Below are 17,662 nucleotides of genomic sequence, written 5' to 3'. Positions count from 1 at the left end.
AGTCTATATTTAAATTGAACATTATTTTAAACCTGAACTTTTTCCGTTACATGATTTGTTACCTTTCTTATTTTTAAGGAAACACTGTCCGCCGGGGGGCCGTAGATTATAATATCATCTTCGGACCTTCCAATTACCAAAGAACCCATTGTACTGGTAACGGATATCTTCCCGTTCTTGGGGTCATTGTTAAGAGGCGAAACCAATTGAAAAGTATATTCAAAATTTGAAATGCTAGAAACAGTAACCACTGAGTTAAAACCAACAATATCATAGGGCATATCTTCCTGCGGGAAGACTAAAGCCGTCCTTAAATTGTCCTCAAGCGTATCTAGCGCATCTTTATGCGAATAATCTTCTATAAAGAGATTTTGTTTCAGGTATTTTTTAATTAACCTAAAATCCTTTTTCTCCAATACTAGACTACCGTACTTCATCTGCTTTACTTTTCAATTATCCATCTATTATGGATGTCTCATCTAAAGACAAAATGTATGCCTTATGAAAAAAAAAGTTTGCAGATAATTATAATCTACTGATTTTCAGTATCTAAAAAAGATTGTATTTTTTTATTGAAGAAAATAAAAGTGGGGAAAATTTACCCAGTCGAGTGTTTTTTCCTCAGCTCATTATTTTAACTTTTCACGTAAAGTTTTGCGGTCTATCTGAAGAATTTCTGCCGCTTTTGTTTTGTTGCCTTTAGTATAAATTAGCACCCGTTGTACGTATTCTTTTTCCATTTCCCGTAATGGTTTAAAATCTCCTTCGGGAAATTCTATTCTAAATTTCAACGCTTCCGGCAAGTCCTTTAGAGTTATGGTACCGTCGCACATAATCACAGCACGCTGTACTATATTTTCCAGTTCTCTAATGTTACCGGGCCAGTTATATCGTTTTAAAACGGCTAACGCATCGGGTGCTATTTTTAATAGTCGGTCTTTATATTCTACTCCATATTTGAACAAAAACTTATCTACTAAAAGAGGAATATCCGTTTTACGTTCCCGTAATGGAGGTACGTCTATCTCTACCACCGTAAGTCTGTAATAGAGATCTTCTCTAAACCTGTTCTCTTTTATATCCTTCAGTAAATTAGCATTGGTAGCCGCTATTATACGTATATCTACCTTTTCACTTTTTCGGGCGCCTACTTTTGTGATTTCCTTTTCCTGTAAGGCCCTCAATAATTTGGTCTGTACGGTTAGTGGCGCAGTTCCTATTTCATCTAAAAACAACGTACCGCCTTCTGCAGCTTGAAAGAAACCAGTCCGGTTTTCGTTAGCTCCCGTAAAAGCGCCCTTTAAATAACCAAAAAGCTCTGCCTCCAATAAATTTTCGGGAATTGCACCACAATTAACAGCTATAAAAGGTGATCGGGAAAACTTACCCGAGTAATGAATGGCACGGGCTACAAGTTCTTTTCCCGTTCCACTTTCTCCTTTTACCAGAACGGTAGCTTTGTTATTTTTTACCCTTTCGATAACATCGGTTATTTTTTGAAAGGCTTCAGACTCGCCTATCATTTCATTGTGTACCGACTTATTATCATTTGTTTTATTCGGTTTCACTTTTTTTCGACCTTCGCCATGCTCAAAAGCCTTTAAAACCGACTGCTTAAGTTCTTCTTTTGTAAAAGGTTTTGTCAAGTAGTCCGTTGCTCCTGATTTAATCACCTCCAAAGCCCCATCTACCGAAGGATAGCCGGTAATCACCAACTTTGGAATCTCAGGATAATGCTCATCAGTAAATTTCAATAATTGCAAACCGTCTACTTCAGGCATCTGAATATCAGTTATAAGCAAATCTATAAACGTATCTTTAAGAACATAGAGCGCTTCTTTTACGGAAACTGCCTTATAGGTATGATAATCCATAGATTGAAGATGGCGCTGTAAAAGCTCCAGAATATTAATATCATCATCTACCAGTAAAATGTTCTCTCTTTTAAGCATACTTACAATTTAGGGAAATCCAGAACGAAAACCGTACCATTTGGTTTGTTGGGTCTATGCTCAATAGTACCCTTATGACTGCTAATAATACCGTGTACTACACTTAAGCCAAGACCTGAGCCTTCTCCTAGAGGTTTGGTCGTAAAAAATGGCTCAAAAATCTTATCCTCTATTTTTGGGTCTATTCCTTCTCCTTCATCCGAAATACAAATTTGAATTTTCTTACCTTTTTCATTGATAGAAACACCTACCGTTCCTTTAACCGGAGAATAATAAATAGCGTTCATGACCAAATTAAATAGCACCTGCGTAAACTGTACTTTATCTGCCCGTAAACGAATATTTGATGCACTAAATTTTTTCTTCAGCTTAATCTCCTTTGCTCTAAAGGATGGAGTTAATAATTTTAGTGTACTATTTATAATTGGGTTGAGTTCTACCGGTTGCATTTCTTGTGGCATTTCGCACGCGAAGAACATTAGCTTCTTAACGATTTCCCTGCTGAAAATCGCATTTTCCACAATTTTATCTAGATCCCTTAACGCCCCTGTATCATTGATTCTTTCTTTTAGCAGTTCTGTAAATCCCAAAATATTAGCCAAGGGTGTATTGAGTTCATGGGCTATACCTGCGGTAATTTCACCAAGAATATGAAGCCTGTCCGCACGTTCAATTTGGCGCTTTACCTTGGCTTCACTTTCTCGTATTTGTTTCCTTTCCAAAAGATTTCCAATAGCTATGGTAACATTATTAAGAAGGTCTTTTTCCTCTTCCAGAAAATCGGCATAGAAATATCTATCCTCTGGATACCCTACTTTTATAACACCACTTATCTGATTAAAAATTTTAATATCAGAACGCATTAAAGTCATAGTATTCCTATAACCTTCTGTCTCAATAGTAAATTCATCCAAACTTAAATGTACTTGGGTTACTTGATCAAATTGCCATGCATTTTTAAGAGAATAAACAATAGCCTCCAACGATTTTTCCAATTGATCAAAGTCGGAATTTGCAATAATTGAAGTTACCTCGTACAGACAGGTCAACTCCTTTATTCGTTCCTTTAATTTGTCTTTAACGGTAGCCATATACAGGAAATAATTATAAACGCATTTATTCTTGAAGTAAAATTACTTTAAAAGGATACATCTACAAAAACCAAAATTGTTTTTACATTATAAACAGAATGGAATTCAACCAATACATAAGTACCAAAATTTTACATGAAACAAAATGAATTTATTATATCTCATAAACCGTAGGACAACCTACAATTAATTCGTAAATTATCACTAACTTGAAGGTATATTCCTATTAAATAAAAGCTTTGGGAAAAACTACCAAAAAAAAAAGCAAGATACCTTACCACAAGATTTTTATTGAACAGGCGCCTTCCGCTATTGCCATGTTCGACAGGGAGATGTGCTATTTAGCTGTGTCTGACTACTGGATTAATGAATATAGCCTTTACGGAGTGGAACTTATAGGACAATGTCATTATGATATATTTCCAGAAATAACTGAGGATTCAAAACAACTTTACCAAGAATGTATCAATAAGGAATTAAATGTATTTGATGAAATACCTTTTAAATTTAAAGATGGTACTTTAAAATGGCATTCTGTAAATATTCAACCTTGGTACATTACCAAAAATGAAGTTGGAGGTCTTTTTATTCATACTATAGATATTACGCCTAGCAAAGAAGAAGAATTTAAAAAGGCCAGAACAAAAGAAATATTTGCACAAACAAAAGAAACGGCAAAAATAGGGACTTGGGAAGCCAACATTAATACGCGTAAAGTCTACTGGAGCACAATGGTTCGCAAAATACATGAAGTTTCAGAGAACTATATACCCACTATAGAAGATGCTTTAAATTATTACGAGGAGCATCAGAGTAGGCCTAGGGTCACAAAGATCATAAATGATGCTCTTGATAAAGGATTTTCCTTTGACTTTGAAGCGAAGTTGATCACAGCAAAAGATAACTACAAATGGGTCCGTGTGGTTGGAAAACCTGAAATAATCGATGGAAACCTAACCCGGGTTTTTGGTATCATTCAAGATATTAGTGAGGCCAAATCTTCTAGAAATCAGCTTAACAAAGCATACGCTCAGTTAAGAGCTGTTTATAATTCAGAATCAACCGCCATTTTCTCAACTGATAGCAATGGTGTTATAAATCATTTTAATAAAGGTGCCGAATTACTTTTAGGGTACACCGCATCCGAAATGGAAGGTAAAGAAACTCCTCTTGGCTTTCTTTTAATAGATGAAGTCAACACCTTTAGACAGGATCTTGCACTACAATACGGAAAAAATCCAGAGGGTTTTAGTCATTACAAGGACCTGACCAACGAAGATGTAAATGACACGAGAGAGTGGACCTATGTGTGTAAGGATGGATCAACGCTATCTGTTATGGGTACGGTATCTGCCGTAAAAAATGAACTAGGAAACAACATTGGTTATATTGCGGTATCAACAGATATTTCTGAAATAAAGCAGTACCAGAATGAACTTCTTGCCAAAAACGAACTACTTAATTTTGCAGAACGATTAACCGTAATGGGCCATTGGCAATGGAATCCTTTCGATGACATTGCTAAATGGTCAAAAAGCTTATTTACTATACTGGAGATGGATGAAACCGAAAATCTCTCTTTTAGTTCATTTCTTAATTTCGTACATCCTGACGATCAACAAATGGTTAGTGAAAACATAGAATTAGCACTGAAAGATAAAAAATTCACAAGTTTCACCACCCGTATGATTACCACAAAAGGCAAAATACGCACGATTCATCTTGCAGGTGTTGTGCTAACAAATTCAAAAGGTGAAGTCTTGGAACTCATGGGAACGGGTCAAGATATTACGGAAATCACCATGGCGGAAAAAAAGCTAAGAGGCTTATTAGAATCCGCTCCGGATGCCATAATTATCGTAAATGAACAAGGGTACATTCAACTCATAAACAAACAGACCGAGACCTTGTTTCAATATGAGCCAGAAGAATTGTTAAAACAATCCGTAGAAAATTTTATCCCTAACCTATTAGCTCCCATAAAAGCTGCTAAATTCTCCAATGTTGCCACTACAAGACAGATCGGTGTTATAGAAGAACTTGTTGGTCTACGTAAAAATGGACAAAAAATACCAATATCAATAACTATGGGTCCTGTAGAATGGGAAGATGAACTTGTTGTATCTCTTGGTATACGGGATATTACAAAACAAAAAGAAGCCGCTCGTAAAATTCTAAAATCAAAAGAGAACCTAGAATTATTAGCTCATAGACTAACAGAACAAAATAGGCAATTAGCAGATTTCACCCACATCACATCTCATAATCTGCGAGCTCCTGTAAGCAATCTAAACTCGCTCTTGGAGATTTATAAAACTACAGATAGTCATGCTATACGAGAAAGTTTATTTGAAAAATTCGAAACCGTAATAAATCACCTCTCCCTAACACTAAATACACTAATTGAAGCGTTAAAAAGTAAAGGTCCTCATTCCGAAGAAGATATTCAAGAAATTAGGTTTGAAGATATATTCAATAGCGTTAAAGATGTTTTAGCCGGAGAAATATTAAAATCAGGAGTAAGCATTAAAACCGATTTCTCTAAATGTCCAATAATTGAATATCACAAGATATATTTAGATAGCATTTTTTTAAATTTAATAGGTAATTCCATAAAGTATAAATCTAAAGAACGAAAGCCAGAAATTGAAATTGAATCTTTTAAACAGGAGGGTAAAATAATGCTGGAATTTAGAGATAACGGCCTAGGCATAGATTTAGAACAGCACGGCCATAAATTATTTGGGCTAAATAAAGTTTTTCATAGGCATCCAGATGCCAAAGGTGTTGGATTATTCCTCACCAAATCTCAAATAGAAGCAATGGGTGGCACAATTTACGCCACCAGTAAAGTAGATGTAGGTACTACGTTTACTATAAATTTTTAATATTACGCATGAAGAATACCCCAAAGATCTGTATTATAGATGATGACTACATCTACCGTTATACAGTTGTAAAAAAAATGGAAACCATGCATTTGGCGGCCAATACCATGGATTTTGAAGATGGAGAAGTTGCAATGGAATTTATTTTAAAAAATCTTAAAATAGACTCTGAATTACCGGATGTTATCTTTTTAGATATTGATATGCCCGTTATGGACGGTTTTCAATTCATGAAAGAATTTCTGAAAATTGAAAATCAGCTGAGCAAGAAAATAACGATTTATATGATTTCTTCTTCCTTGGACCCCTTAGATATAGAAAGAGCTAGGAAAATACATTCAATTTCCGATTACTTTGTAAAGCCTATTAAAACGGAACAGCTCCAATCTGTATTCTCTACCTTATAACTTATTACTATAACATGAAGGGGCCGCTCCCCTATCTTCACAATACCATTCTTTCATAAAGTAGGGCAACTCTAGGTTGATCACTGGTTAATTTGACTATAACTGCAATATAGGCTACTGCTAGGAATTAACTTGCCTGTAACCGTTGTATATCCACTACCTGACTTATTGATCTCTTAACATAAGGTTCGTTATACAAGCTACTACCCTCCTGGCGTAAACTCAATTTTGACGTCATTTACCCAACAAAATCTTAAAAATGGTAAAATAGTGCAATCGGTAGTTAAATTTCGCAAATATAACCCTCTCTTTTTGTGGTTCTTTTGTAAAAATTAATTGAATATTATCAATATCGTACATCAATCAACCTATTATGACCCAACAATTAAACTCACGAAACAACTGACAAAAAAAGGAGAATGCGCTAACATTCCCCTTTTAGAAATTCATGCTGTGCATGAAGTAAAGTAATACCCCATTGACTCTGGGGCATGTTTAACTCTAACTAATTCAAATTTATGAAAATTAAATGGTTAACTGATGCCCGTTGCCCAGGCAACCGCATCAATGGATTACGTGTACTAAGGTTCGCGATAATCTTAGCATTAACGATTCCGATTCAATCTCACGCGTCTTCGATTTTTACGGAATCGACTTTAGAAAACGACCTCACTATCAATCCCGTTCAACGTACCATAACCGGTACGGTATCAGATGCAATGGGTCCATTGCCAGGTGTAACCATTCTGGTTAAGGGGACTACCAATGGTACTTCCACGGATTTTGATGGTAATTACAGTATTGAAGTAGATGATGATCAAACCACACTTGTATACTCCTACATTGGGTTTTCCTCGAAAGAAATACAAGTAGGTAGCCAAACAGAAATTAACGTGACCTTAGAAGAGGATGCTGCTCTATTAGACGAAGTAGTTGTTTTAGGGTATTCTACTAAGAAAAAAGGAGAAGTAACCGGATCAGTAAGTACTATTAGTAGCAAGGCAATTGAGCAATCATCAAGTAAGGATGTTGCCAAATCATTAGCAGGTAGAGCTTCAGGTCTAATTATTAGTGACCGTGGCGGTGTACCGGGTGCAGGCAATGGTGGGGGTGGTGATACAGATGATGATGCTACCACGATTTTAATAAGAGGTAAATCTACTTTAGGAAATAATACTCCACTAATCTTAATTGACGGGGTTCCTTCAGATTCGTTCTCTCAATTGGCACCACAAGATATTGCATCACTTACCGTACTTAAAGATGGCGCTGCCGCAATTTATGGCTCTAGAGCAGCGAACGGAGTTATCCTGGTAACTACAAAAAGAGGTGAATCCGGCAAGCCTAAAATCAATTTCTCTCATGCGTACAACGTTTCATCTTTTACCAAACGGCCAGAATTGATGGATGTAAACCAGTTTGCAACCTATGAGAATGAAATAAATGCAAGAGTTAATGGTGCAGATGCCGACCCATTATTTACACCTCAGGATGTTGCAGGTTTTCCAAATACTGATTGGGCCGATGAGGTATTAGCAAAGACTTCTCCTGAATCTAGAACATCTCTTTCTGTTTCTGGAGGTAGCGAAAAAGCTAAGTATTTCGTTAGTGGTGATTTTATAGATCAAAAAGGTTTATATAAATCAGGTTCTTTAGGTTTTAAGCAATACCAACTTCGTTCTAATATTGATGTAAATTTAACGGATAGCTTCAAATTAGGAGTAGATTTAGCTACACGTTTTGGTAAAAGGACTGCGCCAGGTGTGGATGCCAATAATATTTATAAACTAATTTTTGGTTTACCGCCAAATGAAATTGCAAGATATCCCAATGGTCTTCCTGCACGAGGAGGCGATGAAGGAAATCCTATTTTAACCTCTAGTAATGCCTCTGGGTTTGATGATATCTTTACAAATACCACTACAGGTCGTTTTACAGTAGATTGGAAGCTGAGCAAGTTATTAAAAGGGTTAAGTATAAAAGGATTTACAGGGTTTAGAAAAATAGAGACCAATAGAAAAACTTGGTATTCTCCTTGGACATTTTACGCACAATCGGATGATGGAACTTTTGAACCAAGAATTGGATCTAATCAGCAAGGAACAGAACGTATCCTGACCGAGCGTTTTAGCAAATTCGATGAACAAATTTATAATGCTCGTTTACATTATGATAACACTTTCGGCAATCACTCTATAAGCACCTTCGTAGGCATGGAAAGGTTGAATAATGATTCAAATAATTTCTTTGCATCAAAAGTTGGTGGATTTCCTGATGCTAGCAGAGGAGAATTGTTTCAAGGTAACAATGATGATAGACAATCCTCCGGAGGAACTAGCTCCGAGTTCAAAAGACAGGATTTCTTTGGATCCCTATCCTACGATTTTAACAAAAAGTATTTTGTGGACTTTACAATGCGATACGATGGATCCAGTAGATTTGGCGAAGGCAATCGTTATGGGACATTTCCAAGTGCTGCGGTCTCGTGGGCAATTGATAAAGAGAGTTTCTTAGAGAACGTTAGTTGGATAGACGGTTTAAAACTTAGGGCTTCTTGGTCAGAAATGGGTAATGATCGTATTGGCGCTAACCAATTCCTTTCCTTATTTGATCTTGGAACAAATACAAATAACACAAATAATCCATTAGGCACGAGATTTCCAAATTATTATGTATTAGGAGAAGGTGGTGAAAATTTTTCCAACACCTATAATCTTGCTAGGCTAGCAAATACCGATGTTACTTGGGAGACGGCTAAGCTATGGAACATTGGTTTGAACTTTACATTGTTCGATAATAAGTTATCAGGTGATTTCAACTACTACGAACAAGATAGATCAGATATTTTAGTGAATAGATCAGGGGCTATTCCTGGGTTTATAGGATTACAGAATAGTCAAATTCCGGCTGAAAACATAGGTGAGACCAGAAGTTGGGGTTACGAATTTGAATTGGCTTGGAATGATCAAGTAAACGATAACTTCTCCTATAATTTGGGAATGAATTTTACAAATGCTCGTAACGAAGTGATTTCATTACCTGAGGGAGAAAATATCCTAGATTCCCAAAAGCAAGCTGGTAAACCAATAGACTCCTATAATAATGTTTTCCCGACCAATGGAATCTTTAAAGACCAAGCTCAGGTTGATGCCACTGCTATTAAAAGAGAGGGCACTGTACCGGGAGAACCAATTTACGTAGACGTAAATGATGATGGTGTAGTTGATGGAAACGATTTTATCAGAACATCAACTTCAAACATTCCACAAGTACAATACGGTATATATGGGGGCTTCAATTACAAAGCCTTTGGTTTCAATTTTTTGTTTCAAGGGCAAGCTGAAGCAGAAACGTTGGTATTCTTTGATCAGTCAGGTGCAAAACCAGAATTTGTATTCAATGAAAGATGGACACCGAACAATACAAACTCAATCTACCCAAGAGCGTTTGCGCAAGGAGATGCTATCAGTGGAGGTCAAATAGACGGAACTTCTGGTTTTGCTGACATTTACTATTTTGACGCCTCTTTTGTACGCCTTAAAGAAGTAGAACTTTCATACACTTTAAAAAGCGATGTTATCAAATTTGCGGACATTCGTTTGTTTGCCAGAGGATTTAACCTAGCCACTTTCTTCTCAGATATCTGGGACTTGGGCCTTGACCCTGAAGCTACAGGGTACAACAATTTTAGAGGAGCACAATATACCCCCCTAAAAACATATACTTTGGGTGTTAATTTTAGTTTCTAAAAAAAGAATTATGAGAAATAATAAAGCAATAAAAAGAATAAGCATTACAATGCTGATGGCGTTCTTTATAACCTTTAGCAGTTGTGAAGAAAGCTTGGATATAGATGTAAGGGACTCTTTTGCCAGTGATTTGGTATTGAGTACACCAGAACAAGTTGAACTGTTATTACTTACAACTTATAACAGTACGGAGTCATTTGGGGCTGGCTCCCAATTTTGGGCTCGTTACATGAATGTTGAGATAGCATCCCTTGAAGCTAGAATGAACTTTAACGCAGCAACACAGGCCCAAGATCGCTTTAACGTAATTAATGGGTGGACTTCTTCTAATGTAGGTCAATTAGGCCAGAAGTGGCAGGACCTTTGGACCTATGTAAGACAGGCAAATGTATTTTTGGACTTGGTTGAAGGTAGCGAGGCGCAAATAAATAATCCTGATCAAATTGAAGCCCTAAAGGCAGAGATGCGTTTTTTAAGAGCTAACCAGTATTCAAAATTGCTAAAGTTCTATGGAGGGGTACCATTGTTGACCACTGCAGCAACGCTAGATGACGACTTTAATATCCCGCGTAGTGGTTATCAAGAGATGGTAGATTTTATAGTTAGCGAAATAGATGATATCGCACCACTTTTACCTTTAACTAGAGAAAGTGGAGAATTTGGTAGAGCTACAAGATTAGCTGCCTTGGCCCTTAAATCAAGAACGTTATTATATGCAGCGAGTGATTTGCACGACCCATCTATGGCTCCACAAACATCTAATTTGGAATTGTACACTTATGACAAAGCCAACAAATGGCAGGATGCCGCGGATGCAGCTAAAGCGGTGATTGATTTAGTAGGGGATCGAGATTTGATAAGCACTCCAAATGCTAAGGCTTACCAAGAGCTGTTTTTATCAGCAAATGAAGATATCTTGTTCGCTAGACCTTTTGGTGGAACAATTTTCGGATTCGGTACAGATGTAACCACCCAACCTGATAACGCGCAATCACCTAGAGGCTTTGATGGATGGAGTCTTTCTACGCCATTGCACAACTACACCATGATATATAATATGGAAGATGGTAACACTACCGATAGTCCTTCTTTTGATGCTGCAAACCCATACGAGAACCGCGAAATGCGTTTTTATGCCAACATCAATTATCAAGGGGCGACTTTCAGAGGAAGACCTATTGATTATTCTATTTCTGTAGATAATACAATTGTACCAGATGGTTTGGATTCCTTTTCACAAGACCAACAAACCTTAGGAAATTTTAGACACGGTTCTACAACCGGGTATGCGATACGTAAATTTCAAAATGAGGCCTTAGGTACGGATGTAAAACAAGCTAGCCCCGGAAGACCCTATATTATTTATAGACTTGCGGAAATTTATTTAAATTATGCGGAGGCTTCTTTTAGAGCTGGAGATGAAGAGACGGCAAGAAAATATGTAAGTAGAGTTTCAGAAAGAGCCTTACAGCCAGCTATTACAGCTAGTGGCCCCGAACTATTGGAGGCAATAAAAAGAGAAAGACGTGTAGAGCTTGCTTTTGAAGGTCATAACTTCTTTGACGAAAGGCGTTGGTTAAATGAGAATAATCTTGGTTTTGACGTAAAAGGTTTGCGCTGGACAAAAGATCTTGATGAAAATGTTTCTTTTGAAGAATTTACAATTGAAACAAGACCATTTGACAAAAAACAGTATTACTTACCAATACCGCAATCAGAAATAAATAGAACGGAGGCGCTTATTCAAAATGATGGGTACTAAGGCCCTTTATACCTTAGAAAAGTTGTTTGTTGAGTTAGTTTGTAACCGGAGAGCCTAAAAGGCTCTCCGGTTTTTTTATGACAGAGATGAAGTCCTGAAAACAAAAAGGACCAACCGTTTTTACAGCTGGTCCTTTTATATTTTAAGCTCCAAAGCTATCTTATAGTTACTTGATCCTTTTTTGAGCAGATTTAGCATCCACCTTTCTCATATACACATAAAAGGCACCAAAGCGAGTATCATCATCTCCAACAAAATTCGCTTCCAATCTTTTTCTGCCTTTTACTAAATAGGCATTGAAAGTAACGTTATCATTTTTCATATCTACTGGCCTATCTAAATGTAAAGCATCAATATCTATACTGGCGCTTTTTAACGGAAGTACTACACCTTCAGGTCTTGGAACGTACCATTTTTTCTTTGTTCCCAATTGGGGCAGAGTTGCGTTAAATGCTAACTTAGATTCTTTGGGCCATCGTCTTAATTCAACTTCATAATATCCATCTTGCAGAACATCGATCATATAAAACCCTTCTGCAAAAGCAGGCTTCTTACCGGAATTAGGGTCTCTTATATAAGCTTGGTTCCAGGCCAAAGGATCATCACTATGTAAATCATGCACTGTAATCGTGGTTTCCTTAATACACGGCTCCCCCACTTTGTATGCCTCGAAACGAGAAAAATCACGAGAAATATATGCCCACCAATTTTCATAGGCATCACGCATTTCCGCAACCTTTTCTATATTCTTTTTGGCAATATCCTTTTCTTGACCCGGGTCTTTTTTAATGTTGTATAATTCCTTACCGTCTATAAGTCTCCAATCATCATCCATAACTGCGCTCATACGCCATTTTACCGGTTGCTGTAAACGATTATTATCTACCACGGTATAACGGTGTGGTAATTTTTCTGTTTCATTTTTTAATATAGGAGCAAGGCTCGTACCATCATATCCCGGGCTTGGTACTTTTCCTAAATCACATAAATCTATAAGTGTTGGTAGAATATCAAAATTCATGGTCAGTTGGTCTATAGAGCGACCTCCGGTTAGGTCTCCATCTTCCCATCTCATAAAGAAAGGTACGCGGTGACCTCCTTCGTATTGCGACCCTTTATGTCCGCGCATACCCGCATTAAAACCTTGTACTTTTCCCTTAGCTTCTCTATGCCCGGTAGAGGTTCCATTATCCGTCATAAAAATTAAGATGGTATTGTCTTTCAAGCCTAACTGATCTAGCTTTTTATCCAAAAGCGCCATGTTATCATCAATATTGGTAATCATACCGTAATAGGCCTTTTGGTCCTCATTGATGGAACTTTCATTTTTATACATCTCATAATACTTCTCGGGCACATTTAAAGGACCATGAGGAGCGTTCAAAGAAATATAAACGAAGAAAGGATTGTCTTTTTTTCTTTCCATGAAAGCCATAGCCTCAGAGAAAAAGACATCTGTACAATACCCCTCAAATTTTTCCGGAGTACCATTACGCCAGTAGGTATCGTCAAAATAATCGTTCTGCCAATAATCTGGCGTCTGACCTACACCGCCACCACCATGTACCACAGTTTCCGAAAACCCTCTATCTTCTGGGCGATATGGGTAAGCGTCTCCTAAATGCCATTTGCCGTACATTCCGGTAGCGTATCCATTTTCCTCGAAAATTTCTGGCATCAATACAAACTTTTCGCGGAGAAAATTTCCACCACTAATCGTATGCCACACCCCTGCCCGGTTACCGTCCGCACCGGTCATTAATCCTGAGCGGCTTGGAGCGCAGGTAGTACCACTATGAAAATTGGTGAAATGTACTCCCTCATTGTACATTTTATCCATTGACGGTGTTTTTATAACCTTATTTCCATGAGCCGCTACATCTCCATACCCTTGATCATCCGTCAAAATAATAATAACGTTTGGTTTATCTTCACTTTGAGCTACTGTTACAGTACTAAAGAGACTACAGCTCATTATCCACACGTACGATACCTTTTTTAGAATTCCCATTTTCTAATTTTTATGAATGTTCTTGTTTTTTCTTTTCCCACCTTCTAGCTTTAATAATTGCTCATAATTAAGTGTACGATACTGTTCCTTTAAACTCTCTGGTGCTTTTCGGTCAAATAAAACAGCATACTTTGCATAATCATTGGTTTTCATTCCATTTTTTACCAAGCTTTTGTAACGTTTGTCATAAAGCTTTCGCATTTTATTTAATTCTGCTTTATATGCTCCATCTTGTGCCAGATTATGCATTTCAAGTTTATCTTTTGAAATATGAAATAGCTCTTCCGTTGGCTGCATACGGTCATCCGTATATTGCCAATAGATGTATTTATAATCTTCCGTAACAACGGTTAGCGCCTGAATTTCATCATTACCCCACATGTTCGTCAATGCAATATGATCCCGCTTAATACCCTGTTCTTTCTCTGCTAAAGGCACTAAATTTTCCCCATCCATATTTTTAGGAATATCAATGCCTGCATAGGTTAGAATAGTTGGTGCCATATCTATATTGGCGGTTACGACTTTACGCTGTACTCCTCTTTGACTTTCCGGTGAGCGTGGATCGTAGATAATAAATGGAGAACGAGAAGCTTCCTCATATGGCAGTACTTTGCCCCCAAAATTATGAGCTCCGCAGCTATACCCATTATCACTTGTAAAAATGATAATGGTATTTTTATCCACACCTTGTTCTGCCAGCGATTTGCGAATCATCCCAATGGCATAATCCACTCCGTGTATCAACTGATTATATGCTCTAATCGCCTCTTGATAGGATGCTTCTGAATCCCTCCAGAAATCATACGAATTATACTGACGGCCTGATTTTGCCTGAGGCGACAAATGTTCAGCATTCTCTGCCCCGTAATTATCGGGCTTTTTGTACGTCTGCCCAGCATACACCTCATCAAAGAAAGGGTCTGGTGTAAAAGGTAAATGAGGTGCCTTAAAACTGATGGACATACAGAAAGGTTTTCCGGAACTTTTTGCTTCTTTAATAAAATCTTCTGCCCAAGCGCCATATGCCCTGGTACTATGCGGGTATTCTTTTGCGTACTCTTTTATAGTCGGGTTTTTTGCAGTCTCATAAATGGTTTGTCCAGGTCCCCCTCCCCATTTATCAAAATAGCCTACCGGTAATCCATCTTCAATTTTTTCTGACTCCGGACCATCTAGAACAAAACCTACCTTACCCGCAAAACCAGTAAAATAACCGGCTTCTTGCAATAATATGGGATAGGAATTTTCAAATTTTTCTACGGCAAGGTCACCATGCATAAAATTACATCCGGTCTTGTATTCATACATTCCCGTTAAAATATTGGCTCTACTGGCCATACAGATGGAAGTAGTATTGTAATGATTGAGAAAGAGAACACCATCCTTTGCCAATTGGTCCATATTTGGTGTTTTAACCTGGTCATTACCATAGCAGCCTGTTGCCGCACTGGTTTGGTCATCAGAAAGCAGAAATATAATATTTGGCCTTTCTTCTTCGCTGGTATATTCTTTGTCTTCCTGTGCGATTCCCTTTAAACTAATGATACAACACAGGAAAATGACAAAGTGCGTTATCCTTGCTTTGTATGAAATATTTATTGTTCCCATCCTAAATAATTATGTAGTAGTTGGAGTTATTAATTACAGTTCAGAATTCAAAAATTCAATCCGGCGAAGAACTTCTGATTTTTCAGTTCTAAATGCAGAGTTGATTTTGTTTTCATCTATATCAAAATTATATCCGTAATCATGGGAATTTAGAAGAACAATAGAGTTTAAAATCAATAATGCTTCCGTTTCATGCTTAGCAGAATACAAGGCTTCAATCATCACGGTAGTTGGGTCCACAGCTTTAATTAATCCCAAATATTCTGCCGCCCTCACTCTGTTAATACCTTGTTCGTCATTTTCAGCTATTTCTTTAATAGCGGGTGTAAGCACATTTATTTTTTCACCAAAACTACTGCAAACAATTAATGCCCAGTAGCGCTGCCATGGGTCCGTAGACCGTAGCTGTTTTTTTAAATCCGCCTGTACCGTTGCTGGATCTTGCAACATTAAATTAGCTGTTTTTATATAGTTTTGAATGTTCTTTTTATGGGTTCTTCCAAACTGCACAGGATTATCAAAAGCATTTTCCACTAAATAAAACTCAGGGTAAAAAGAAAGATCCGGCATTCCTGTAACCCATTCGTTTAAAAGATCGCGCATCTCTTCTAGGGAAGAAATGAAATTTGGATCAGCTGCTAAGTTTGTAGTCTCGTACGGGTCATTTTCTACATCAAATAACATTTCTGGAGTACGTGATTTAAAGAAACTAGATTCCACTCCATTCAATTTCCCATCTTCGTACATTTCTTTCCACTCTCTATAAGCGGCTTGTTTGTAACGATAGTTGTTCATAAGCCCATCAAAATTGAACGGGTTATAACTTCTTATGTATTTGTACTTCCCTTTGCGAACGGAACGTACCATATCATACTTTTCATCAAAACGGTCCGCATAACCATATGCCACGTCTTCACCATCTATTTTTTTTGTATCAACACCATTCCCAAAAACAGGTTTACCATCTATCTGCTTTGGTACTTGTACCCCGGCCAAATTAAGAACGGTTGGTGCTAAATCTATAAAGCTCACAAAACGATCTGTTTGGCTTCCAATCTTCAAGTCGATCATATTTTTATAGTTCTCCGGAACCCTAACAACCATGGGAACGTGAAGTCCGGTTTCGTACAAATATCCCTTACTGCCAGGTAATACTCCGCCGTGATCCCCATAATAAAAAATAAATGTATTTTCCAACTGCCCATCTGCCTCTAAGGCCTTTACAACTTCTCCCAACTCACCGTCCATTTCTTTGATTCTATCACGATACCGAGCATTGGTATAGCGAAAAAGTTTTGTGTTCGGATGATTAGGTTGTACCGTATACTCATTTACATTTGCCGTAGTTGGCGCATCTATAATATCACTTTCAGGAAAATGAAGTCTAGATTCATGAGTGGTCCCTATATTATGCACATAGAAAAACGGTTGGTCCTGTTGCCGGTTTTTCCAAGTACCTTTTGCGGAAGATTCGTTCCACACCTGATCACTTTTTTTAAAATTATAATCCTCTTTACTATTATTAACCGTGTAATAGCCAGCATCACGCAAATACGCAGGAAACATACGTAACGAGTCTGGCATAGGTACTAATTCCGAACGCCTGTGAAACTGTGCTCCTGTTCGTGGAGCATAGCAACCAGAAATAATAGTTGAACGAGCTACACTACATACCGGTGCATTGGAAAACACTCGGTTGAATTGTACGCCATGTTCAGCCAAAGCCTCTATATTGGGTGTTTCAATTCCATTTTTGTCAAATAATTTAAGATAATGCTTTGAGTTATCCTCTGAAACAATCCAAACAATATTAGGTGGTTTTTGATTGGTTTGCTGTTGTCCTTTGCAGGCTACGTTAATCAATAAAACTAGAACAGGCAATATATATGTTAATTTCATTCCTTGGTTCTTTGTGTATCAATATTTGGTCATCAATACAAATTAGCACTATTCCTCAAAAGTGTGGTTTATCTTCCTAATAGCCTGTAACTATCTATCAAAATTGTATAACAAAAGTCTTTTGTATAGATATAGTTACGTTTTAAAGTGCTGGAATGAGGATGTACATTAAGTCTGGAAGGAAAATTACATACCTTAAATCTATGATTACAATGACCCCAACTTACATTCTTATTGAAACAAATGTTTAAAAGACTAAAACTTTTGTTTCAAAAAGAGAAAAAGCTGGGAA

10 protein-coding genes are annotated in these 17,662 nt (G+C 37.3%); 4 read left to right on the top strand and 6 right to left on the bottom strand.

Going from position 1 to position 17,662, the window contains the following annotated elements:
• Positions 1 to 26: 26 nt before the first annotated feature.
• From KO521_RS02045 to KO521_RS02035, 3 genes are all read right to left on the bottom strand, one after another.
• Positions 27 to 437, bottom strand: a complete 411-nt coding sequence (locus KO521_RS02045) for a GreA/GreB family elongation factor (protein ID WP_215938241.1) — start codon at positions 435 to 437, stop codon at positions 27 to 29.
• A gap of 192 nt (positions 438 to 629) precedes the next feature.
• Positions 630 to 1,952 carry a sigma-54-dependent transcriptional regulator gene (locus KO521_RS02040; RefSeq protein ID WP_215938240.1) on the bottom strand — a complete coding sequence of 441 codons (1,323 nt, stop codon included), beginning with the start codon at positions 1,950 to 1,952 and terminating at the stop codon, positions 630 to 632.
• Between the two features lie 2 nt (positions 1,953 to 1,954).
• Positions 1,955 to 3,043, bottom strand: coding sequence for a sensor histidine kinase (locus tag KO521_RS02035; RefSeq protein WP_215938239.1), 1,089 nt, complete (start codon positions 3,041 to 3,043; stop codon positions 1,955 to 1,957).
• 239 nt (positions 3,044 to 3,282) lie between these two features.
• Here KO521_RS02035 and KO521_RS02030 point away from each other — a divergent pair, with 239 nt between their 5' ends.
• The 4 genes from KO521_RS02030 (at position 3,283) to KO521_RS02015 (ending at position 11,849) form a co-directional block, all read left to right on the top strand.
• The gene (locus KO521_RS02030; protein ID WP_215938238.1) at positions 3,283 to 5,931 is read left to right on the top strand and encodes a PAS domain-containing sensor histidine kinase; all 2,649 of its coding nucleotides are present in this window, start codon (positions 3,283 to 3,285) and stop codon (positions 5,929 to 5,931) included.
• A gap of 8 nt (positions 5,932 to 5,939) precedes the next feature.
• Positions 5,940 to 6,338 (top strand): response regulator, encoded by a 399-nt coding sequence (locus KO521_RS02025; protein WP_215938237.1) that lies wholly within the window; start codon positions 5,940 to 5,942, stop codon positions 6,336 to 6,338.
• A 518-nt stretch (positions 6,339 to 6,856) separates the two neighbouring features.
• Entirely contained in the window at positions 6,857 to 10,087 is a 3,231-nt protein-coding gene (locus tag KO521_RS02020) for a SusC/RagA family TonB-linked outer membrane protein (RefSeq protein ID WP_215938236.1), read from the top strand.
• A 10-nt stretch (positions 10,088 to 10,097) separates the two neighbouring features.
• Entirely contained in the window at positions 10,098 to 11,849 is a 1,752-nt protein-coding gene (locus tag KO521_RS02015) for a RagB/SusD family nutrient uptake outer membrane protein (RefSeq protein WP_252729815.1), read from the top strand.
• 166 nt (positions 11,850 to 12,015) lie between these two features.
• Here the strand turns inward: KO521_RS02015 and KO521_RS02010 are convergent, their stop codons facing one another.
• From KO521_RS02010 to KO521_RS02000, 3 genes are read right to left on the bottom strand one after another with little or no spacing between them, the layout of a single operon-like run.
• A complete protein-coding gene (locus KO521_RS02010) occupies positions 12,016 to 13,860 on the bottom strand; it encodes an arylsulfatase (RefSeq protein ID WP_215938235.1) in 1,845 nt (614 codons plus the stop codon).
• A 3-nt stretch (positions 13,861 to 13,863) separates the two neighbouring features.
• Positions 13,864 to 15,471, bottom strand: a complete 1,608-nt coding sequence (locus KO521_RS02005) for a sulfatase family protein (RefSeq protein WP_215938234.1) — start codon at positions 15,469 to 15,471, stop codon at positions 13,864 to 13,866.
• A gap of 33 nt (positions 15,472 to 15,504) precedes the next feature.
• Positions 15,505 to 17,370, bottom strand: coding sequence for a sulfatase family protein (locus KO521_RS02000; protein WP_215938233.1), 1,866 nt, complete (start codon positions 17,368 to 17,370; stop codon positions 15,505 to 15,507).
• Positions 17,371 to 17,662: the final 292 nt, after the last annotated feature.

The sequence above is a fragment of the Zobellia uliginosa genome, assembly GCF_018860745.1.
GTDB classification, from domain to species: domain Bacteria; phylum Bacteroidota; class Bacteroidia; order Flavobacteriales; family Flavobacteriaceae; genus Zobellia; species Zobellia uliginosa_B.
The sequence above is the reverse complement of the archived record's forward strand: the minus strand, read 5'-3'. Positions and strand labels throughout refer to the sequence as shown.

Bases quoted from the DNA above. Each gene is read 5' to 3' on its own strand.
- KO521_RS02045 (WP_215938241.1), bottom strand. From the start codon at position 437: ATGAAGTACGGTAGTCTAGTATTGGAGAAAAAGGATTTTAGGTTAATT.
- KO521_RS02040 (WP_215938240.1), bottom strand. From the start codon at position 1,952: ATGCTTAAAAGAGAGAACATTTTACTGGTAGATGATGATATTAATATT.
- KO521_RS02035 (WP_215938239.1), bottom strand. From the start codon at position 3,043: ATGGCTACCGTTAAAGACAAATTAAAGGAACGAATAAAGGAGTTGACC.
- KO521_RS02025 (WP_215938237.1), top strand. From the start codon at position 5,940: ATGAAGAATACCCCAAAGATCTGTATTATAGATGATGACTACATCTAC.
- KO521_RS02020 (WP_215938236.1), top strand. From the start codon at position 6,857: ATGAAAATTAAATGGTTAACTGATGCCCGTTGCCCAGGCAACCGCATC.
- KO521_RS02015 (WP_252729815.1), top strand. From the start codon at position 10,098: ATGAGAAATAATAAAGCAATAAAAAGAATAAGCATTACAATGCTGATG.
- KO521_RS02010 (WP_215938235.1), bottom strand. From the start codon at position 13,860: ATGGGAATTCTAAAAAAGGTATCGTACGTGTGGATAATGAGCTGTAGT.
- KO521_RS02005 (WP_215938234.1), bottom strand. From the start codon at position 15,471: ATGGGAACAATAAATATTTCATACAAAGCAAGGATAACGCACTTTGTC.
- KO521_RS02000 (WP_215938233.1), bottom strand. From the start codon at position 17,370: ATGAAATTAACATATATATTGCCTGTTCTAGTTTTATTGATTAACGTA.